The 20,793-nt window shown below is 56.5% G+C and carries 14 protein-coding genes; 9 read left to right on the top strand and 5 right to left on the bottom strand.

Annotated features, from left to right (window positions below; all coding sequences use genetic code 11):
• The first annotated feature begins 6 nt into the window (after positions 1-6).
• From ACTJKV_RS17805 to ACTJKV_RS17780, 6 genes are read left to right on the top strand one after another with little or no spacing between them, the layout of a single operon-like run.
• Positions 7-1,362 carry a diaminobutyrate--2-oxoglutarate transaminase gene (locus ACTJKV_RS17805; protein ID WP_440599167.1) on the top strand — a complete coding sequence of 452 codons (1,356 nt, stop codon included), beginning with the start codon at positions 7-9 and terminating at the stop codon, positions 1,360-1,362.
• Positions 1,359-2,843 carry a pyridoxal phosphate-dependent decarboxylase family protein gene (locus tag ACTJKV_RS17800; RefSeq protein ID WP_440599166.1) on the top strand — a complete coding sequence of 495 codons (1,485 nt, stop codon included), beginning with the start codon at positions 1,359-1,361 and terminating at the stop codon, positions 2,841-2,843. The genes ACTJKV_RS17805 and ACTJKV_RS17800 overlap by 4 nt, the downstream gene beginning before the upstream one ends.
• Positions 2,830-4,584, top strand: coding sequence for an IucA/IucC family protein (locus tag ACTJKV_RS17795; RefSeq protein ID WP_440599165.1), 1,755 nt, complete (start codon positions 2,830-2,832; stop codon positions 4,582-4,584). The genes ACTJKV_RS17800 and ACTJKV_RS17795 overlap by 14 nt, the downstream gene beginning before the upstream one ends.
• Positions 4,577-5,164 (top strand): GNAT family N-acetyltransferase, encoded by a 588-nt coding sequence (locus ACTJKV_RS17790; RefSeq protein WP_144622148.1) that lies wholly within the window; start codon positions 4,577-4,579, stop codon positions 5,162-5,164. Before ACTJKV_RS17795 ends, ACTJKV_RS17790 begins: the two co-directional genes overlap by 8 nt.
• Positions 5,165-5,166: 2 nt before the next feature.
• Positions 5,167-6,531 carry a putative histamine N-monooxygenase gene (gene basC, locus ACTJKV_RS17785; RefSeq protein ID WP_440599164.1) on the top strand — a complete coding sequence of 455 codons (1,365 nt, stop codon included), beginning with the start codon at positions 5,167-5,169 and terminating at the stop codon, positions 6,529-6,531.
• Positions 6,515-8,320 carry an IucA/IucC family protein gene (locus ACTJKV_RS17780; RefSeq protein WP_440599163.1) on the top strand — a complete coding sequence of 602 codons (1,806 nt, stop codon included), beginning with the start codon at positions 6,515-6,517 and terminating at the stop codon, positions 8,318-8,320. Before basC ends, ACTJKV_RS17780 begins: the two co-directional genes overlap by 17 nt.
• Before the next feature lie 41 nt (positions 8,321-8,361).
• On the opposite strand, the gene ACTJKV_RS17775 is transcribed toward ACTJKV_RS17780, so the two are convergent.
• Complete coding sequence (locus ACTJKV_RS17775; protein WP_440599332.1) at positions 8,362-9,222, bottom strand: helix-turn-helix transcriptional regulator; 861 nt, start codon at positions 9,220-9,222, stop codon at positions 8,362-8,364.
• A 248-nt stretch (positions 9,223-9,470) separates the two neighbouring features.
• Between ACTJKV_RS17775 and ACTJKV_RS17770 the strand changes: the two genes are divergently transcribed.
• From ACTJKV_RS17770 to ACTJKV_RS17760, 3 genes are all read left to right on the top strand, one after another.
• The gene (locus ACTJKV_RS17770) at positions 9,471-11,717 is read left to right on the top strand and encodes a TonB-dependent receptor (RefSeq protein WP_144622139.1); all 2,247 of its coding nucleotides are present in this window, start codon (positions 9,471-9,473) and stop codon (positions 11,715-11,717) included.
• Positions 11,717-12,820 (top strand): GNAT family N-acetyltransferase, encoded by a 1,104-nt coding sequence (locus tag ACTJKV_RS17765; RefSeq protein WP_144622137.1) that lies wholly within the window; start codon positions 11,717-11,719, stop codon positions 12,818-12,820. The genes ACTJKV_RS17770 and ACTJKV_RS17765 overlap by 1 nt, the downstream gene beginning before the upstream one ends.
• Before the next feature lie 479 nt (positions 12,821-13,299).
• A complete protein-coding gene (locus ACTJKV_RS17760) occupies positions 13,300-14,556 on the top strand; it encodes an arsenic transporter (protein ID WP_144622135.1) in 1,257 nt (418 codons plus the stop codon).
• 423 nt (positions 14,557-14,979) lie between these two features.
• Here ACTJKV_RS17760 and ACTJKV_RS17755 read toward each other — a convergent pair whose 3' ends face one another.
• The 4 genes from ACTJKV_RS17755 to ACTJKV_RS17740 form a co-directional block, all read right to left on the bottom strand.
• Positions 14,980-15,183, bottom strand: a complete 204-nt coding sequence (locus ACTJKV_RS17755; RefSeq protein WP_062426870.1) for a cold-shock protein — start codon at positions 15,181-15,183, stop codon at positions 14,980-14,982.
• A gap of 1,559 nt (positions 15,184-16,742) precedes the next feature.
• On the bottom strand, positions 16,743-18,386 hold the full coding sequence (locus tag ACTJKV_RS17750; RefSeq protein WP_144622133.1) for a Na/Pi cotransporter family protein: 1,644 nt from the start codon (positions 18,384-18,386) through the stop codon (positions 16,743-16,745).
• Between the two features lie 44 nt (positions 18,387-18,430).
• A complete protein-coding gene (locus ACTJKV_RS17745; protein WP_144622131.1) occupies positions 18,431-20,101 on the bottom strand; it encodes a metallophosphoesterase family protein in 1,671 nt (556 codons plus the stop codon).
• Complete coding sequence (locus ACTJKV_RS17740) at positions 20,085-20,702, bottom strand: dual specificity protein phosphatase family protein (protein WP_144622129.1); 618 nt, start codon at positions 20,700-20,702, stop codon at positions 20,085-20,087. Before ACTJKV_RS17740 ends, ACTJKV_RS17745 begins: the two co-directional genes overlap by 17 nt.
• Positions 20,703-20,793: the final 91 nt, after the last annotated feature.

The following is a 20,793-nucleotide window of genomic DNA, read 5'->3' as shown; positions in this document are numbered from 1 at the left end:
GATATAATGGACCCGTTCCCACGGCACGATAACGATTTTTACCTCAAGCGTCAGGCACGTCGTGAATCCAACGCACGCAGCTATCCGCGACGGTTTCCCCTTGCGCTGAAATCAGCCTCGGGGTGCCTTGTCACTGATGTGGAAGGACGCACCTATCTAGATTGCCTCGCCGGTGCCGGGACGCTTGCGCTTGGACACAACCATCCTGAAGTCATTGCCAGCCTCCAGGATGTGCTGGCCTCTGGCCTGCCGTTACACACACTCGATCTTGTGACCCCTATCAAAGACAAGTTCGTTTCCGATATTTTCGAAACCTTGCCCTCCGGCCTTCGAGAGCAGGCGAAAATTCAGTTCTGCTCACCGAGCGGAACGGATGCGGTGGAGGCGGCGATCAAACTTGCCAAGACCGCCACGGGGCGCACGGATGTCATAGCGTTTCGTGGCGCCTATCACGGTATGTCTCAAGGGTCGCTGTCTTTGATGGGATCGCTTGGACCAAAGGCCGCCATCGGCCAACTGGTGCCGGGAACGCACTTCTTTCCCTACCCCTATGCCTACCGATGCCCCTTCGGACGTGGCGGCGATGAGACCGCGACGCTCGCGGCAGACTACTTCGAAAAGGCGCTACGCGACCCCGAAGGCGGTATAAATCTTCCTGCGGCGGTTATTCTCGAGGCGGTTCAGGGCGAGGGTGGTGTTATCCCGGCACCTGCCGAATGGCTACGCAAGATCCGTGCTGTGACCAGCGAACTCGGCATTCCGCTCATTCTTGACGAAGTACAGAGCGGCGTCGGGCGCACCGGGACATTCTACGCCTTCCAGAAAGCGGGCATCGTGCCCGATGTCATCGTCCTTTCAAAGGCGATTGGCGGTGGTCTGCCGATGTCGGTCATGATTTATCGCGAAGGGCTCGATGTGTGGAAGCCAGGTGCGCATGCCGGTACATTCCGAGGCAATCAGCTAGCCATGGCAGCCGGATCAAAAACCCTAGAAATCATCAAGCGCGATGGGCTCGTCGAACGCGCAGCGATTGCAGGTCGCAGGCTGCGGGCAAATCTGGAGCGCATCCAGAGCCATACGCCCTATATTGGCGAGGTCCGTGGAGAAGGCCTGATGCTTGGCGTGGAGGTAATCGACCCCACCCGCAAAGGGGACAGCTTCGGCCATCCACCCCATGGCGGCGATATTGCCAAAGCGATCCAGAGCAGCGCATTCCGCGAGGGTTTAATCCTGGAAACCGGCGGTCGTCATGGCAGCGTTTTGAGGTTGCTCCCTCCCTTGACGATTTCCGACGCGCAGATCGATCAGGCCTCCAACATCCTCTCCGACGCCTTCCTGCGCCTTGGACGCAACGCGGCATGAATGTCACCTTGTTGCATAGCAAGCAGGTCGAGATGGCGGACGACGCCTTGTCCGCTGCAATCCTTGGCCCGGGGGGCTCAGCACGGGCGGCTTATCGTCAGGCGATGATGGCTGCGGTGGCGATGATTAACGAAAACGCGGTCCGGACCGAAATTCACTCCGGTGTCGATTCTGATGCGATGCGCGGCTTCCTGGCGACGCTCGATGTCTGCCCGGAGCAGGGAACCGGCGTCTTCGCAGCGCTGGAGGAAGTCGGCGTTCCTGCGGTGCGGTATGCGCTGGACGTTGGCAATCCCGCGACCATGGCGCATCTTCATTGCCCGGTGGCTGTACCGGCGCTTGCAGCGGAAGTGCTGATTTCCGCCACCAACCAGTCGCTCGATTCCTGGGACCAGTCACCGTTCGCGACGTTGGTCGAGGAACGGGTGCTCTCATGGCTGACAGGCTTTACCGGAATGCCGGACACAGCGAGCGGTAGTTTCACCAGTGGCGGCAGTCAGTCGAATATGACGGCCCTTTACCTTGCTGCAGAGAGACAGGGGCTGGCGGTGCGAGGCAACGGCGTCATCTTTACCTCGGAACAGTCGCATTTCAGTATCCAAAAAAGTGCGTCTCTCCTCGGCTTCACCAAAGACGCCGTCGTGACAGTTGCAACGGATGACGCGGGCCGCATGTCCGTGCCTGACTTGCAAGGCGCAATCGTTGACGCGTTGGCAAAGGGTCGGCCGACGGTTGCGATAGTGGCAACCGCTGGCACGACGGACCTTGGCGCCATCGATCCACTCGCGGGCATCGCCGATCTGGCGAAGATGCACGGGGTGTGGCTGCATGTGGATGCGGCCTATGGCGGGGGCCTGTTGTTTTCAAAGCATCGTCATCGTCTGCGTGGAATAGAGCAGGCAGATTCCATAGCCCTTGATTTTCACAAGATGCTGTTCCAGCCGATCAGCTGTGGCGCTTTGCTTCTTCGTGATCATAGCCACTTCTCACCGCTTGCGATGAAGGCGGATTATCTCAATCCGGAAGTCTCGATCTTCGGTGATGTACCCAACTACGTGGAATCGTCGATCCAGACGACGCGACGCAGTGATGCGCTGAAGGTGCTGATGACGTTGCGCTCAATCGGCCATGATGGCCTCGACGCACTGATCTCCAAGACGCTCGATAACGCTAGGGCGGCGGCTGGGGCTGTGCGCAAGCGTGATTACCTGCATCTCGCCCAAGTTCCGGAGTTGTCGACTGTCCTGTTTCGTTATGTTTCGCCACAGGGGCCAGAACGATCTGACGAACTGACGCTCGCCATTCGCGCAGAACTTTTCCGAAGCGGTATTGCCGCTCTAGCAACCACCGTCCTTGGCGGACGGCTCCACTTTAAACTGACGCTTCTCAACCCCCATTCCACACCTGACGTCATTGACCGTGTGCTGGACGCGGTTGGAGAGATGGCGCGTCAACTGGAGAACGACCATGTACGCTCGTAAAGCTGCAACGCTTGCACTTCGATCGCTGCTCAATTGCGTGGCCCGCGAATATGCGGAGCTATGTGCGTGGGGGCACGATGCAGCCAAGCAAAAACTGACGCTGAATTTCCCCGAAAATGGCGGCAGCCTGAGAGTGCCGGTGCTGTATCGGTCCGCAACCGGGCATCATCTTTTCGGTGAGCCCTTGGTGCTGAGCGATGTAGCCGGTACCAACACGGTCAGCCCGGAAAGTGCGATCGACATCATCATCCAGCGCATTGAGGCAACAGCGTCCGATGATGGCCGCAAGGACCTGCAAGCCCGTGCTCATTCGAGCCGTCTCTTGGTCGAGGCAGCCCTTCAGGCCCGCGAGAACGATCTTGCGACGCTGGTTGGCGAGAAAGTTTCATTCATTGAAGCGGAGCAAGGGCTGATTGCAGGTCATGGTATACACCCTTGCCCAAAAAGTCGGGAGGGCATGACGGAAGAAGAGGGCAAACGGTACTCGCCGGAATTTGCCGCAAGCTTCCCGCTGCGCTGGTTCGCCGTTTCGCGCGAGGTCTATCACACGGGCCACTCGGAAGGTTCTCCCGCTGCCGAGCAGTGGCTTGATGCCGTGGAAAGCGAAAGCTTGGATACCCTTCGCAAGGGCCTCCCCAACAGCGACTTCGCCTTCCTGCCGGTACACCCTTGGCAGGCGGACGTCATGCTGAAGCAGGCGGATGTTGCGAGCTTGGTTGCCGCCGGGAAAATCGTGGATTGCGGAGAGGTAGGCAAGCCCTGGTTTCCCACATCCTCTGTGCGTACGCTTTACCGGCCCGATGCACCCTTTATGCTGAAGCTCTCGCTCGGTATCGGCATCACGAATTCCGTTCGCATCAATCTCGCCCGCGAACTTTTGCGGGGCGATGACATGTATCGCTTCCGGGCAAGTCATCTATGGCACAATCTTGAACAGCAATATGCCGGCCTGAACCTTATGCCAGACCCGGCCTATATGGGTGTCGCGGTCAATGGCAACGTGATTGACGGTCTTTCCGTAACAATGCGCGAGAACCCGTTTTATGGCCCTGACGCCGATCGCAATGTCACGCTTCTGGCTTCCCTCTGCGAGCATCTGCCGGAGCGTGGCAGCAGGCTAGGGGCGTTGATCAGGCGGCAGGCCGACATAGAGGGACGCTCGGTCGACGCCGTGGCCGCAGACTGGTTCTCACGGTTCCTTACAGTTTTGATGGCCCCAGTATTTGCTCTCTATCTGCGGCACGGCATTGCAATGGAGGCGCACCAGCAGAATATCCTGATCGAACTCGCTGATGGTTATCCGGTCGCCGCCTTCTATCGTGACAACCAAGGCTTCTTCCACCACGAGCGCGGTCATCCGGCGTTGAATGAAGCGATCCCGGGGATCGGAATCCGAAGCGAATCCGTTTTCGGTGAAGAGCCAGTGGACGAGCGAATCCTCTATTACGCCTTCATCAATTCTATTCTTGGGATGATCGGCGCGTTGGGCCGGGAGGGTCTGATAGCGGAAGAGGTGTTGATTTCGCAGTTGCGGGCAGCACTCATCAAACTGAATGCAGAGGAGGGCGGGCAATCGCATTTGGTAGAGAAGGTGCTCGCACCCGTTCTACGGTGCAAGGCCAACCTCAAGACGCGACTGGCGCAGATGGATGAGTTGGTCGGTCCGCTGGAGACGCAATCGGTTTATCTTCAAATCGACAATCCCTTGTTCCAGAGCGCGCGGGCCCAAGCCCATGGATAACCTGACCATTGGCGCCGGTTTTGCCTATTCCCGTTATGATCCGGACATCGACAAGACAATCAGTTTCCGGCTGCTGGACAAGGGGCGTGACCTCGATCTCCTGTGGCGCTGGATGAACCAGCCCCATGTCGTACCGCAATGGAAGATGGCAAAGCCGAAAGAGCATATCGCTGCCTATATCGACGCCAATCTGGCTGACCCGCATCAGGATCCATATATCGGTTTCATCGATGGTGCGCCCATGAGCTACTGGGAGGCCTATTGGGCGAAGGACGATATTCTTGGCCGCCATTATCCCGCCGCCGACAAGGATCGCGGCTGGCATATGCTGGTGGGGGAGCCGTCGTTCTTTGGCAGAGGAATCGCTCCGGCGGTGATAAGGGCGTTTACCCGCTTCCTTTTCCTCGATGACCCCGCCACGGAAAAGGTGGTGGGTGAACCGAGTGTCGAAGCGCGCCGTCTGCTGCGTTATGCGCCGGTCTGCGCCTTTGAGGAGCAGGGGGAAATCGACCTGCCGGACAAACGCGCGAAATTGATGTTCTGCCATCGACAGCGCTTCATCGAACAATTTGGACTTTGACCATGACCACACTCGATCTTGCCGGAATCGGTATCGGACCGTTCAATCTTGGCCTCGCCTCCCTTCTGTCCTCCCACCCCCAGGTGTCAGCGGCCTTCCTGGAGCGTAAACCTGGTTTCCGTTGGCATGAGGGCCTGATCTTGCCGGGAACGACGCTGCAGGTGCCGTTTCTTGCTGACCTCGTTTCAATGGCTGACCCGACGCATCGCCTGAGCTTCCTCAATTATCTGGCTGCTCATGACCGTCTCTACAAATTCTACTTCTATGAGAATTTCCTGATCCCCCGACAGGAGTATGACGATTATTGCCGTTGGGCCTCGCAGCAGCTCGATAGCTGCCGGTTCGGCGAAAGCGTCGTGGATGTGGAGCACGATGCTGCGACCGACACTTTCGTGACCAAAACCTCCTCTGCAAGCGGCGCCACACGCAGCTATCGCAGCCGGAATATTGCGGTAGGGATCGGAACGTCGCCCTATCTGCCGAAATGGCAGTGCCTGCAAACCAACGCCCCGGTTTTCCATTCCGCTGAATTTGCCAAGCGGAGGGCGGAATTGACGAAAGCCCGTCGTGTCACGGTGATAGGGTCCGGCCAGAGTGCCGCTGAATGTGTATTGGCGCTCTTCAGCGAATTGACGCCACAAAAGGTGGCGGCAGGTGCATCCATTCGCTGGATCACGCGCTCCGCGGGCTTCTTCCCAATGGAATATTCAAAACTTGGTTTGGAATACTTCACGCCCGATTATATGCGCGAATTCCACAAGCTGCCGCGCGAGAAACGGCGGCAGACCGTTGCCGATCAGGGATTGCTCTACAAGGGGATCAGTTTTTCGACGATCGGGGACATCTTCGATCTGCTCTACGAGCGATCAATCGGCGGTCGTGACCCGGGGCTGACATTGGTGCCCAACTGCGACGTGACCGATATCCAATCAAGCGGGTTCACCGGCGGACTGAAAATCGGTCTTCGGCACAATCTCTCTGGTCAGCAAAGCACCGTCGAGGCTGACGCGGTGATCTCGGCTACGGGCTATCGCCATGCGTGGCCACAATGGCTCGACACGTTGAAGGAGCAGATACTGGAAACGTGCGACCGTGGCGATTTGATCGTTGACGCAGACTTCCGCGCCAGACGTCGCGACGGCGGCGCGGGCGCGATCTTCGTGCAAAATGCCGAAACCTTCCAGCACGGCGTCGGCGCGCCAGACCTTGGTCTGGGTGCTTTCCGCAACGCTGTCATCATCAATCAGTTGCTTGAGACAGAATACTACCGGGTCAACGCGCGATCTGCCTTCCAGGATTTCGGAATTCCGCAAGACCACGCCCCGTCCTCAACATTCGCAGGAGATGTCTATGCCCGCGCCGTCTGAAAAGCTTTATGAGCCCGCCTTTGCGCCAGCCCTCTGGAAAGAGACGTCCCGCCGGCTGCTGGCAAAGGTGATCGAAGAGTTCGCCTATGAGCGTGTTTTCCCGGTAACGTCAGAAAAGCCGGGCCATTACCGGATCGACTTTTCGACGGCGTCGTACAGTTTCAGGGCCAGGAAATACGTATTTGATAATCTCTCGGTCGAGCCTGAGAGTATCGTCAGGCACGTCGACCACGTCAGCACGCCGGTTCACGATCCGCTGGCCTTCTGCGCGGAAATCCTGCCGGAGCTTGGCGTCAAGCCGATGACAGTTGCGCACTTCATCCGGGAACTTGGCAACACTCTTGTCTCAGATGCTCACACCGCCGCGAGAGCTGACAAAACCGGTGCGGAGCTTGCCGAACTCGACGATATCCAAATGGAAGGCGAGATGACCGGGCACCCGTGGGTCACGGTGAGTAAAGGGCGTATCGGCCTTGGTTACACGGATTACCTCGCCTACACACCGGAAAATCGATCAGCATTGAAGATTGTCTGGATCGGGGTCAGTCGCGAGCGGGCGTCGTTCGTTGGCGAAGCGGGACTGACGAATGAGCGACTGGTCACCGAGGCTCTTGGCGAGCGGCTCTATACGTCATTTGTCGGCAAGCTGAATTCCGCTGGCTGCTCTGCTGAAACGCACCACATCATGCCCGTTCACCCCTGGCAGTGGGACCACATGATTGCGCCGCACTTTGCCGCCGACATTTCTTCAGGGCATATCGTTTTCCTGGGTGAGGGCGAAGACCTGTATCTTCCACAGCAATCTGTCCGCACCCTCTCCAATGTCAGCAAACCTTCAAAGTCGACGCTGAAACTGTGCATGACGATCCTGAACACCGCAGTGTATCGCGGCATTCCCGGTAAGCGGGCGCTCACGGCGGCGCCGTTCACCGGCTGGCTGGACGAACTTGTAGAAAGTGACACCTTCCTTTCGAACGAGTGCGAGTTGGCCCTTCTGGGAGAGCGAGCGGGCATGCACTATGAGCATCCACAGTTCTCAACAATTGCAGGTGCGCCCTACCAGTTCAACGAGATGCTTGGATGCCTGTGGCGCGATAGCCTCGGGGGACATCTGAAGCCCGGCGAAACCGGCATGCCGCTTGCTGCATTCATGCATGCCGGTAGCGATGGCAAGCCCGTGGTGCAGGCGTTGGCCGAAAAAGCAGGTGTCAGCGTCGAAGGTTGGCTGGCGCGTTTCTTTGATGTCGTCCTGCCTCCCGTCTATCACCTTCTCGCCCGTCACGGGTTGGCCTTTTCCGCCCACGGGCAGAATGCGACGGTGATCCTGAAAGACGGTTTACCGGTGCGGTTGGCGCTGCGCGACTTCATCGACGATGTGATCGTCTGCGACCTCAATTTCCCGGAGAGCGAAAGCCTGCCAGAAGAGGTTAAGGATGTGCTGTTGCGCCTGCCTGCAGATTTCCTGATGCACTTCATCCAGACGACGTTGTTCATTTGCGTTTTCCGTTACATGTCCGTGCTGCTGGACAAGCGGTCGGGCGTGTCTGAGGCCGCTTTCTGGGCTTTGGCAGGGGAGAGCATTCGACGCTATCAGGCTCGCTTCCCCGACATGGCTGAGCGATTTGCGATCTTCGATCTTTTCGCGGACGAATATCCCCGCCTTTGCCTTAACCGCGTGCGGCTATTCACGCACGGTTATGCTGACGATGATGAGCGACCGGTACCGGATTTCCAGGGCATGGTCGACAATCCTCTCGTCCACTTCGACCGGAAGAGGGATGCGGCTTGAGAAGCCGCGCCATCTCCACTGTTCATTTGCATCGGCAGTGATCAAGGGATTTGCGCCGACATTCGGCGCAAATCCGTCGGGCGTACACCGTAGCGGCTGCGGAATGTGCGGTTGAAATAGGACAGATCGTTGAAGCCGACGCTGTAAACGATCTGGCTGATCGGCGTTGCGGCGTGGTCGGCAAGAATAAGGTTCTTGGCCAGCACCAGCCGCCTTTCCAGAACGTAGCGTGAAAAGGTTGTTCCCGCCCGGCTGAAAAGCTTCTGGATCGCCCGGGGTGTAATCCCTTCAGCCTGTGCCACATCGGCGATGGAAAACGAGCCATCGGCCAGGTTTTCCTCGATCATCGCCTTGATCGCCTCAAGACGACCTTGCAAGACCGCTGAAGGGGTACCTTTGGCGACGTATTGCGCCAGCACGGGAAGCAAGGAGTAAAAGTGCGCCACCATCATGCTGGCATGCTCTTTGTCCTGATGGTCCTGACGCAGCAGGTAACCCGCATAGTTGGTGAGGAGCTGCAACGGCAGGCACTCCGCTGAAAAAGGCTGCAACAAAATCTGCGCGAGGGACTCTCGTGCAAGCGTGATAGCGGCGTGAGGAAGATGGGCGCAGTCGAGGCGCCCGCCCTCGGGCAGAACGATTTCCGACATCGTGTCGGAGGGAATAAGGATCACGTCGCGCGGCGCCATCTCGAAGCTCTGCTTTCGATGATGGACCAGCAGCGGCCCGTCCGCTGCCCTCAGTATCACAATATCCGGCGTACCGACGCCGTGCGCTGTCAGTCGCAGCGACGTTCTCGGCATATAGACGGTGGCTAGCGACAGGTTTTTATGTTTCCAGACAAGGCCGGTCACGCCCGACAGATCACCGTCCTCAACGCTGATCGTTGCTTCTCCCAGCATATCCAGAAGGATCGTTCGGCACATGAGCCTGCTTTCTGAATCAGGCAGGGACAGGGTTCCAAGTTTCAAGGGTCGGATCACTTCCATGAAAAATCAAACCTCCCTTTTCTGTTCATGTTCGCATCTATCCAAATCTGGTTCGTCGTCATCCAAGCCCAGCCGCCTCATAACGCATAAAACATGATAAAAATAGTCTTGTATTTATCCGGTTGGGCCAACCGGAAGATTTTTTGCGCTTTGGGGGCGACATGATTGGAAAATGGAATGCCGGCGTCAGTCTTATGGCTATCGTCGTTGCGGTCGGTGGCAACAACGTCGCGCAGGCACAGGATGCACAGAGCGCGCAGTCCGGAAGTGGTCCGACAGTTCTGGAGCCGATTGTGATAACCGGCAGCCGCATACCCCAGGAGATATCTCGAACAGCGCGAACGATCTATGTCGTTGATGCGGAGGCCATCGAGGCTGAAGCCCGGTCCGGCAAGTCGCTTCAGCAGATTCTTGCTGAGAAAGTTCCCAGCTTCGATCCGGCCAGCGAAGGCGCGCGCACGGCTTACGGCCAGAATTTGCGGGGACGCACGGCACTTATTCTCATCGATGGTGTTTCGATGAACTCGGCGCGCGGGCTCAGCCGTCAGTTTGATTCCATCGATCCGTTCAACATCGAGCGCGTCGAGGTTTTGTCCGGCGCGACAGCCATCTACGGCGGCAATGCCACAGGCGGCGTCATCAACATCATCACGAAGAAGGGCAAGGATGCGCCGGAAGGTTTGCATGGCGAAGTAACAGCTGGCCTTGGCAGCGGCTTTGGCCGCACCCGCGACATTGACCGCAATGGTGCGGGCGCCGTTACCTATAACAGCGAAAACTGGGACGCACGTTTCGCTATTGCCGGAAACCAGACCGGAGCCTTTTACGATGGGTCCGGCACGATGCTGACGCCTGATATCACCCAGACCTCGACCGCCTTCAACAAGCGCATCGATTTTATGGGATCTGTCGGCGTGCAGATCGATGACAACAGGCGCTTCGAGTTATCGGGCCAATTTTACGACAGTGCGCAGGACTCTCCTTTTGGACTTTATCTCGGAGCTGGACTCGCGGGTATAAGAGATCCAAATTTGGTCGAAACCCGCGATGGCTACCGGTCGGATTTCAATCCTCGCACACGCCGCACCATGGTGAACGCGACTTACACCGACGATGATTTTCTGGGGCAGGAACTCCTTCTGCAGGGCAGCTTCCGCAGAGAGGAAATTCGCTTCCACCCGTTCCCCGGTAGCGCAATTTTCTCGCCCTTCGTCTACTTCGGCGGTAGCTCGCAGGACACTGACTATTACAGCCTGAAGGCGTCGATGATTTCGGAGCCACTGGACGGATTGAAGATTACCTATGGCATTGATGCAGATCGGGATTCTCTTAAGTCCAAGCAGAATGTCTTCGATTTTCTGACTGTCGCCACAACAGGCGCTATGGACTTCAAGACGCGTGGCATTACCGGCCTCTATCCCGATATCGATGTCTCCACCCTAGCCGGCTTCATTCAGGGATCCTATGAGGCGACGGACCGACTGACGGTCAACGGTGGTGTGCGCTATCAATATGTCACAACCGAAGTTTCGAGCTTTGCCGGTGCTGCGCAGCAGGTTGCCGTTCTGAATGGAGTCGGATCCTCTATCGACAGCATCCCTGGCGGCGACGTCAGCTATGATGCTGCCCTGTTTAATGCAGGCGTGACATATGAACTGACCGACACCCAGCAAGTCTATGCCAATTTCAGCCAGGGCTTCGAGCTTCCCGACCCGGCAAAATATTATGGGATCGGAAACTACAGCCTTGTCGGTGGGCGTTACGTGCTACTGAACAGCGTTAATGTCGCCGACTCCGCGCTTCAGGCGATCAAGACGAATTCTTTTGAACTCGGCTACCGCTTCAATGACGATACATACAGCTTCGAGACGGCGGCCTATTATTCGCTCTCCGACCGGTCTATCGAATTGGACCGTACAACCTTGGCCGTGGATGTCGTCGATCGTGAACGACGCGTCTATGGCATTGAGGCGAGCGCCAGCGCAAAGCTGGACTATGGTTTCGATGTCGGCAGTTCGGCGCATTGGGTGAAGTCCGAGATCAAGTCAGATGGCGGCTGGGAAAAGGAAAGCATCGGCACGGCCAGTGTTTCCAAACTCGGCGGATACGTCGGCTGGACGAAGGATAACTTCAACGTCAAGCTTGCCGGACAACATGTGTTCAACCTCAGTGATGATGATAACCGCGAGATTGATGGCTACACCCTTTTTGATCTGACCGGTGCCTATCGTTTCGAAGCGCAGGACACGATCTTGCGGTTCGGTGTGATGAACCTGTTCGACAAAGAATACACGACCATATGGGGCGCACGCGCCAACGCTCTTTACGGGGCTTTGGCAAATCAGGCCGTGTTCGACTACAAGGGGCGCGGACGCACGTTCGCCGTTTCGCTGACGAAAGTTTTCTGATGGATCATCAGGGCGATATGCGTCAGGAAATGATCACAGCGGCCGCACCGTACCGACTGGCCGGGAGGTCTGCGCCAGACCTCTATCGCGCCTTTAATCTCCATGGAAGCGGTCCCGTCGAAGTTCGTCGCCAAGGCACGCAACTCCTGATCTCTGATCCTGATGGCAGCACGGGAGCCTTCCATATTTCCACGGGCGGCGCGGGCGGCGAGATTAAGGTTGCTGACCTGCCCGGCACGTCCGGAGGTCGTTGGCGTCTTGCGGCCGCAGCGTTCGAATACTTGTTTTCCACGTTACCAGCCCTTCGATCGATAACCCTGCCGGGCGATCGTTGGACGGAGCTGGACGAGGAGTTCACGGCCCACGGGCTTTACACCCACGTGCTGTCCAACTCCGACCAGCCCGCCGTGTCGGCAGAAATGTTCTGGCAGACCACAGGTCTCTGGAGTGCCCCTGCTTACGGCTCTTTCCCTCGTTGCGATGTCTACGACGGCAGGGTGTCTCACCCCTTGCGTGCGCCAAAACCGGTGGGAACGGTTTATGCCCGTTTCATCCCCTGGCTCGGCGGCGTTCTCTCTCTGGATGTGGCGACCTTGAAAGACCTGCCAGATGTGCATCGCTGGATGAACAGCCCTCGGGTGGACAAGTTCTGGCACGAGGCAGGAGATCTAGACAAGCACAGGCGATATCTGAACGGCATGTTCGCCGACGCGCATATCATGCCGCTGATCGGCCGCTTCGATGGCAGAGCATTTTCATATTTCGAGGTTTACTGGGCAAAGGAAGATGTTGTCGGCACCTTCTGTGATGCGGGCGACTACGACCGTGGTTGCCACGTGATCGTGGGTGACGAGGCATGCCGTGGCCGCGATTGGTTCACGGCCTGGCTGCCTTCGCTTCTACATTACATGTTTCTTGATGATCCGCGCACCGAGCGCATCGTGCAGGAGCCGAGCAGCGACCATGAGCGGCAACTGAGAAATCTGCAGAAGTCTGGCTTTTCCCATATAAAAAGCGTCGATCTGCCGACGAAGCGCGCTGCCATCATGACGATAAGCAGGCAGCGATTCTTTTCTGATTGCTTATGGCATCCGGCTCCGTAATGGCTGAAATGTGGATTGGGTAGGGGAGAATGTCTGCTCGGGCCTCGACCTCGAGCATTTGATGTGGAAGGCTGAGCCTATAGCGCTACTGCTCTCACCCGCTTGGGCACAGTAAGGTGATCTCCGATTTTGGGCCAGCGTGAGCTGAAATTTTACGGGGTTTTGGCCCAGGTCGGTGGGGGCGCCAATGAGCCGTTCATCAGCGAAATCGGAACCTTATTACCAATTGCGCTATGTGGCGATGTGACTCGTGGCTTTAGGATCCAGCGCGGTTCAAAGCGCCTGCTCGGTATCATGTTGTAGATTGCTTTTGAACCGAACGCGTTTTCAAGGCAAGCCTAATGAAGGGTTTCGGCTGTTCTCGCAGTCGGCGGAACCTGTTGCTGATGATGAAGATGTGATGTATCGGGGTCGGCTGGAAGATCCAGATTCTCGCACTCTATGGCCGTTGCGCCTCACTAATATCAGGGACGAATCCTTTGACTCAGAATGCGATCGTATGGGGTATCGCGGGGCTGACAGCGGCTGGTGTGATCACCAGGCCGTTCCGTTGGCCGGAGGCCGTCTGGGCGGTTGTTGGTGCTGTTCTCCTTCTCCTTTTCCAACTGATTGGGCCAGCCGATGCGCTCGCAGGTGTTGCTAAAGGGATTGACGTCTATCTCTTCCTGATCGGCATGATGCTTTTATCCGAGTTGGCTCGCAAAGAGGGCCTTTTCGATTGGGTTGCTGCGATTGCGACGTCCTATGCCAAGGGTTCGCCCAAGCGTCTTTTTGTGCTCGTATATCTGGTCGGCCTTGTCGTGACGGTGTTTCTGTCGAACGACGCCACTGCAGTTGTGCTGACGCCAGCCGTCTATGCAGCCTGCCGTGCGAGCCGGGTTCGCGATCCGATGCCTTACCTCTTGATCTGCGCCTTTATCGCCAATGCTGCGAGCTTCGTGTTGCCGATCTCCAATCCTGCCAATCTCGTGATCTTCGCTGGCGGCGAAATGCCGCCTCTGTCGCGCTGGTTGGCAACGTTTTTGCTGCCATCGCTCATTTCCATCGTCGTAACATTCATATGCCTCTATTGGACGCAAAGGCGTGCCTTGTCGGAAGAGAGCCTCGCTGCCGCTGCGGACCGACCAGTCCTTAGCCGTAGCGCCAGCCTTGCAGGATGGGGCATCGTGATCACCGCGATCGTCCTGATCGTTGCATCTGCCCTGCATGCTGACCTCGGTGTTCCTACCTTTGTTGCCGGGATGATCACGACTATCCTCGTTCTCTTGCTGACACGGCAGAGCCCCATGGAGACGATAAAGGGTATCAGCTGGAGCGTCCTGCCGTTGGTGGCAGGGTTGTTTGTCATCGTCGAAGCGCTTGACCGCACGGGTGTGACGACCATTCTGGCCAATCAATTGGTGTCTTTGGCTTCGGTGTCTGATGGTTATGCCGTTGGCGTGGCCGGGACGTTTGTCGCTGTCATCTGTAATCTCGTCAACAATCTGCCAGCCGGCTTGCTCGCCGGAAGTGTGGTTCAGGCAGCGCACGTCTCGGACAAGGTCGCAGGTGCGATTTTGATTGGCGTTGATCTCGGCCCCAACCTTTCGGTCACAGGCTCACTGGCGACGATCCTGTGGCTGTCGGCCCTTCGTCGTGAGGGTCTCGATATCAGTAGCTGGAAATTTCTGAAGCTCGGTACGGTCGTGATGTTCCCGGCACTCATTATGTCGCTGGCGTCGCTCGTTCTACTTTGACGCGCGGATGGCAAGAAGTCAGGTTGGCGCTTCTACGGCACTCTCGGTGTCCTGATCGTTCTGATCGTCCGGGTGTAGATTTCAGTCGTTATTTGATGGTTGGCGCTGAAATCGACGCCGAGCTTGAGCATCAAACGTGAAAGGATCCAACGACTGGCGTGCCCAAGCCCACGCGAGAGCGTGGCGCGTTCGTTGCTGATACAGCTAATGAAGAAGGCTAGCGACGGCAGTCGGTGCTTAACTAAAACGAATTTTGCAACGAGCCTAGAACAGCGTCGTGCGCAGGAGCGCTGCTGGCCTTTGGTGCTACGATAAGTGCTCCGGCGGCATACACGCAATTACGAACCGCGTGGAGCGGTTGGATTAGGCACCAATCGACCAGGAACGGGTGGCCCCGACAAGGTTGACGGGGCCATTTCTCTTTCACAGAACAGTAACGTTTTCGGCCTTCGACTTGCCGGTCTTGCGATCCTGGCCGACATCGTAGCTAACCTTCTGACCGTCGGTCAGAGCGCCGCCGAAGCTGACCGCGGAGATGTGAACGAAGACGTCTGGGCCGCCGTTGTCTGGTGTGATGAAGCCAAAGCCCTTATCCTGTGCGAAAAATTTAACTGTGCCGGTTGCCATGATGTCCTCGTATGTTGATCACGAGGTTACCGCAATATCGCCTATCAGGCTGAACTTCAAGTTTTTCCGGGTTATGTTGGGATCGTGAGATCCGCGCAACCACAGCCTCAGTAGAAGTTCGATGAGACAGCCACCGTCTCGTGTGGAGAAAAACTGATAAGGCGGACGGAGTAAAACGTCGACGGATCGAGTATGAATCGACCCAGTGCGTTCGGTTGCAGGATTTAAAGCTTCCTACGGGTCTCTGAGGTTAGCTGAAGAAACCGTCAAATTTTCCCTTTAATATTTCTTGAAAATTGCCTTTTTTCTTGAGGCCAAAGCGGAATTTGAGCGCCTGTTTGCAGGTCGGCCAGCGCTGGACCTCGATAATGTTGTTGATCTTTCACGCACTCAGAGTTTGCGCCAAAAGATCCTGCGTCAAAAAAAAGAAAGTGACGACTAAGCAATCCGACTTGCGTTTTATGTCGGGAATATATCCAACTGCTCATTAGAGGGTGGGCCGAGAATAGCTTGGGTGTCTGTCTTGTTGAGCGGTTGGCAAAGCAAGAACGCGGTTCTCGTGATTTTGAAAAGAGCTGGTGTTGCTGAAGCAGCCTTGAAGCGTGAACCGAATACGCCCTGAACCCACTGCCATTGGTGTCCCCGCATTTCGGCGGCCGCATATGGCCCTTTCCTTGGGTGTAGATTTTCGGTGACTGGCATTCCAGTATTCTGAGGTTTACCGATTGGCAAAGATGGAACTGGGAAAGGCAAAGGTGGTTAATCTCGTTCACTTGGAGATAAAGTTATGAAGATTTTCAGCGCGGTGATTTGCATATTGTCTGTCGGCATTCTAAGCGGTTGCGTAGACGATCGCGGCTACCGCGGGACTGGGTATTCTGCGGGCGTGGGCCATAACCGCTCATGCGGCAACGGTGAAAACGACATATCGCACCCCTATGCAGGGATTTGCGACTGGCGCCGCGAAAACGGTCGGGACTGGGCTGACAGCGGAGCGAATAATAATATCTACCGGCGCAATCGGTGACGTCAGATGTAGAGTCTTCCCGGAGAAAATTCGTCAATGATCTCAGGCGGATGGGTTCGGGCCGTCGCGTTCAGCGCGCCGCAACATGGCATGATCTATTTACCAGTCGACCCCAACACTGAGAGTTGAATCTCCTCCTTTCACAGGGAGTGATCAGGATAGAGCATTTCCTTCGCGATGTTTCTAATGAGCGGTTTGGTAGGGCCTGGTGCCAACGCCACACCCCCGGCGCAGTCGATGGCACAACTTGCTTAGAGGTGTTTCGAAGCACAGACGCAGAAGCGAGACGTAGTATCCTGAGATGTTACCGAGAATCTGCATTCTGTGGTGTTTAAGCGAAGATAGCGTTTAGTCCGACTAAAAGGAACGGATAGGGAGCGTGCGCTGTTGCGACTCAGAAAGAAGGTGGATTTCGGCAATGTTCGCCCAACGGCTTCGCGAGCAGCAGGCGCCGAGTACGCAGCGCTTGCAAGTGGCCGGTCAACATACTCCGACTGCTTTAACAAATCATGGTGGTCTCGACCGCTCAAAGCTAGCTGGTAGAGCGAAGGCGACTTTCTATCAACAGCCCACTCTCATCTAGGATCGGATGCGCGGTAGCCACGATGTGAGCGTTGATACGCTTTAGGTCGCGCAGGATATCCAGGTGCAATGAGCTCGTTCGCATGCTGTCGGCGCGACCATCGCGCAGACGGGCGAGATGCTTGGCTGCCGACTGCTTTTCCATTTTACGAACTTCCACCTTCAACTCCATCATTCGACGTGCAAGGTTAAAGTCCCTCGTGACAAAAATTGTCTGGGCAATACGTATGTTTTCCTGTGTCAGTTCGAAGAGCGTTTTGACCTCCGCGTGTCCCTCCTCCGAGAACTGGAGACCCTGCGTTCCTTTCTTGGCAATTTCCGGTACCAAGCTCTTTTCCAGGATGTCGCCGATATGCTCGAGGTTGATTGCATAATCGATGATGGCCGCCGAACGCCCACCATCTTCCATGTTCAAGCCAGCACGTCCAAGCTTTGAGAGATACAGCTTTACCTCTTGTTGCAGTAGGTCGACCCGTCCTTCAAGAAGCGAGACCTCTTGTAAACGTGATGGATTGTAGCGGTCGAACGAATCTGCAGTTCTTACTAACATGCGCTCTACCAGATCGCCGATACCCAGCACTTCACGAGTGGCGCTGGCGAGCGCGACGACCGGTGTCGAGAGTTCTTGTTCATCGAGGTACTTCGGACCGAACTCTGCGGCTGCATCGTCGGCGATTAAGGACTTCACGATCCCCGAGACCGCGCGCGAAAAGGGCCACGCCAAGGCGGCCAGAAACACGTTGAACGCGAGATGAGCGTCGACGGGAAGCTTGGCTGGCGTCAATGGCAATATGGTCAACAACCCAGCGCCATAGTCTGCGAGTGGGAGGACCAGCACGCAACCAGCGCCTCTGACGATGAGGTTGCCGAGCGTGACACGCTTGACCGAAGCGGGACCCGACAAAGATGCCAGCACGGGAGGAACAGCGCCACCGAGATTGGCTCCGAGTACCAGGACAATGATGAGGCCGGTGGACAGCACGCCGGCTGACGCGAGCGAAAGGATTAACACGACCGCCGCCAGGCTCGAGGACGACACAAACGCAATCATCGCTGAAAAAATGAGAGCGACCGGCCAAGCATTGTCCAACAAAGCGACGAAAGCCATGAGGGCCGGGGAACTGCGCATGGGTTCCGTGGCTGCACTCAAAAGATGGAGCGAGAGCAACATCAGCCCAATACCGACAAGCGCTTTACCGCCGCCCTGACGCGCAGATGATGAGCCACGAAGGAGTATCACACCGACTAAAACAGCCAGAGGGGAAAGCCATTCCAGTCCCGCCGCGACGATCCAGGCGGTAATGGCAGTTCCCACATTGGCTCCAAGGAGAACGATTTGAGCCATCCGCGGTTTAATCAGTTCTCGTTCAACAAACGACGCGGTCATGAGCGCGGTGGCTGTCGAACTTTGCAGAGCAATCGTTGCAATCAATCCGGAGAAAAATGAGCGCGGTCCGTTGCTGGTCCCGGTCGCTAGACCAATTTTGAGTTTCGCACCGAAAGCTTGTGATACACCGTCTTTGACTTGCGCGAGCCCCAAGAGCAGCAAAGCGACAGCACCCAGCAAATTGATCATGACGACCGTGGAACTCAAGTCTTTCTCCTTTTTGCTGCCATTACGATCCTATTCCCAGTCGACTATGCGCGTGCCCGCTGCAATGACACCTTCAGCACAGTCAGAAATGTCTTGATAAAGGATGCGGCCGAAGCATTTTCTTTTGGGTCGGATGAACCTGAAAATTCCTTTTGGTGAACGACCAGCGCCTTATAAATTGACAGGTTTTCCGCGCGAATGAAGGGAAGGGCAAGTTCCTGCGCCTGGCGCAACGCGTACCAATCGGTGACGAAATGCAGCAACGATAATGACGCGGCGCTCTCCGGATCAACACCAGCGGACTGTGCAATTTTGACCAGCACAGATGAAGGCAGGTCAAGCTGCGTGAGCAGACGACCAAGTGTCGAACCGGAAAACATCTCAACCATGTCTCTGGGCCATTCACGGGGGAAAAACCGATGAGTGACGAGCGCTTCCTGGTGAGCGTAGAGGAAGTCACCGTATGATTTCGCGCTAAACGCAGAATGGTTGGGCTCTCCCTTCCGTTCGCACTCGCGATGGTAGAGACGCATTAGACGACGATCAATCGGCAGGTTGCCCAGACTGATGGTCTCGATATTGGTTTCGTTGGTCGATCCGTGCACGATCCGGAATGCAGGCGGAAACGCGACCAGGGAAGGGACAGCAACGTTGGTCAAGGTCGTGTTGCCGACGGTTCGCCTGGTCGATCCGTTGACGTGGATATGGCCGCTAAAGTGCTGTGTCATGCCGGCCTGCATGAGAGCAGTAGCCACGCCGTCCTGCGGAGTGCGATTGGCGACGTTCGTTTGTCCGAAAAGCGCTTGTTCACTCGCCAGATTGTCTGCGAACACGTCCACGACGGGATAATGCGAAAAGCATAAAAGTGTTTTCCCCAGAGCGCCCGCACGCCGGTGAACGTCTGCAATCCACGAAATCAAATAAGGGCGTTGCTTGACGACGGCATTCCAGCCAGCACCAGTACTGTCAATAAAGTCGCTTTCCAGATCAATGCCAGTCGCTCTGTCTGAAGGTTGGTACACGTTGGCGTCGATCATCAAAAGCCAAAGGCCATCTTCTGGTTCAACGAGATAGGAAGCATCTATCAACAACGCCTCGTTCGTCCCGTCAGCGGACGCTAATCGGTATTGCCGGTCCTCGAACGTGTCAGACGTCCCGAAAGGCGTTTCCCAGTGAAGGTAATCCGCCTGGCGCGTCAGACCATGCTCTACGAGAGGTTCCAGTGCATCGGGGTAGCCGGCGCAGTACATTGTCTCTGAGCAAAGCGCCACGATATTTGAAGGCTTAATATTGGGATCGCTGGTGATGACGACGGCGTCCCCATCCGGAGTCAGGAATTCCTTCGTCTGGTGTCGACCCCTCAGCGCATAGCCGTCGTGGTTGCCCGGTAAGACGTAAAAGGAGAGCGAAAACGTCTCAGCACAACTTTTCAAGAGGGAGGCAACAGCCTGTACCGTTGCTTTCTGTCCGTCATCACTATAGTCGCCGAGAAGGACAACATGTCTGATGCCACGACCGGCGATCGCATCAAGAGCAGCCGGAAAAGCCGCGAAGCTTTCGTTAAACACACGCGTAGAGCAGCGTGTCTCTGACCAGCTTCTGGCTGTCAGCCCGTCACCGGACACAGGTTCCTGCTGCCCGAAACTGCCTTCGAGGTCATGATAGTGTGCATCAGCGATGACGGCGACAGGGGTATGGCTATGCAATTGCTTCACGCAATCTGGTTTTTTCGATCATATCAATCCAGTCTGATGCGAGACGAGCAGCTTTATAAAGCATGGGTTTAGGCGCCTCGAACCATTCGTCCGGTCGCAAGAGGCGCTTTTCCCTGACATGGGCGATTGCCGCCTCGAGAGTCGGAAAACGGTCGGGTTGCTGTTTGTGGATGTAGAGACCCACAAGTGATACCGAGCGACTGCGACCGCTGCGACAATTGACCAGGACATTTCCTCCATCTTCGAATGGATAGGTCGCACGCTTGGGCATGGTCTGATGCAGCGCGCCATGGAGAATATAATATCCGCCCACCATCATTGTGTCCGGGCTGCCACCCCCATCAATCATGCCGACCTTGTAATAGCGGATAGGAGCGTAGCCTGTTGCACTAAGCTCCCCGTCCTCAGCATTGGCAGGGTCTCGTACGAAGTTGATATCCAGATTGACGGCGCAGTTGACGACTATGCCGATACCGTGAGCTTTCAGAAGCCCAAGGTCTCGCGCGCCTTCCAGACCGCCGATGTACAGCTTGGAATCATGCGGTCCGAGCCCTTGCGTAATCAGGCTGATGGGCGGTCGTTCGTAAAAGGGTGCATCCATATGCAGCACTCGATCCATTTTCAGGCGCAATGAAAGACAGCGCCAATCTCTATTATAGAAGCCTCGAAGCTGGGCGGCGCATATGTGACAC

This window comes from Agrobacterium sp. 22117 (assembly GCF_052045735.1).
GTDB classification, from domain to species: Bacteria; Pseudomonadota; Alphaproteobacteria; order Rhizobiales; family Rhizobiaceae; genus Agrobacterium; species Agrobacterium cavarae.
Note: the sequence above shows the minus strand (reverse complement) of the source record. Positions and strands in the feature narration are given on the sequence as shown.

What these genes read in the sequence shown, in the direction of transcription:
- ACTJKV_RS17805 (WP_440599167.1), top strand. Translation starts at nt 7, where the DNA reads ATGGACCCGTTCCCACGGCACGATAACGATTTTTACCTCAAGCGTCAG.
- ACTJKV_RS17800 (WP_440599166.1), top strand. Translation starts at nt 1,359, where the DNA reads ATGAATGTCACCTTGTTGCATAGCAAGCAGGTCGAGATGGCGGACGAC.
- ACTJKV_RS17795 (WP_440599165.1), top strand. Translation starts at nt 2,830, where the DNA reads ATGTACGCTCGTAAAGCTGCAACGCTTGCACTTCGATCGCTGCTCAAT.
- ACTJKV_RS17790 (WP_144622148.1), top strand. Translation starts at nt 4,577, where the DNA reads ATGGATAACCTGACCATTGGCGCCGGTTTTGCCTATTCCCGTTATGAT.
- basC (WP_440599164.1), top strand. Translation starts at nt 5,167, where the DNA reads ATGACCACACTCGATCTTGCCGGAATCGGTATCGGACCGTTCAATCTT.
- ACTJKV_RS17780 (WP_440599163.1), top strand. Translation starts at nt 6,515, where the DNA reads ATGCCCGCGCCGTCTGAAAAGCTTTATGAGCCCGCCTTTGCGCCAGCC.
- ACTJKV_RS17775 (WP_440599332.1), bottom strand. Translation starts at nt 9,222, where the DNA reads ATGCTGGGAGAAGCAACGATCAGCGTTGAGGACGGTGATCTGTCGGGC.
- ACTJKV_RS17770 (WP_144622139.1), top strand. Translation starts at nt 9,471, where the DNA reads ATGATTGGAAAATGGAATGCCGGCGTCAGTCTTATGGCTATCGTCGTT.
- ACTJKV_RS17765 (WP_144622137.1), top strand. Translation starts at nt 11,717, where the DNA reads ATGGATCATCAGGGCGATATGCGTCAGGAAATGATCACAGCGGCCGCA.
- ACTJKV_RS17755 (WP_062426870.1), bottom strand. Translation starts at nt 15,183, where the DNA reads ATGGCAACCGGCACAGTTAAATTTTTCGCACAGGATAAGGGCTTTGGC.
- ACTJKV_RS17740 (WP_144622129.1), bottom strand. Translation starts at nt 20,702, where the DNA reads ATGGATGCACCCTTTTACGAACGACCGCCCATCAGCCTGATTACGCAA.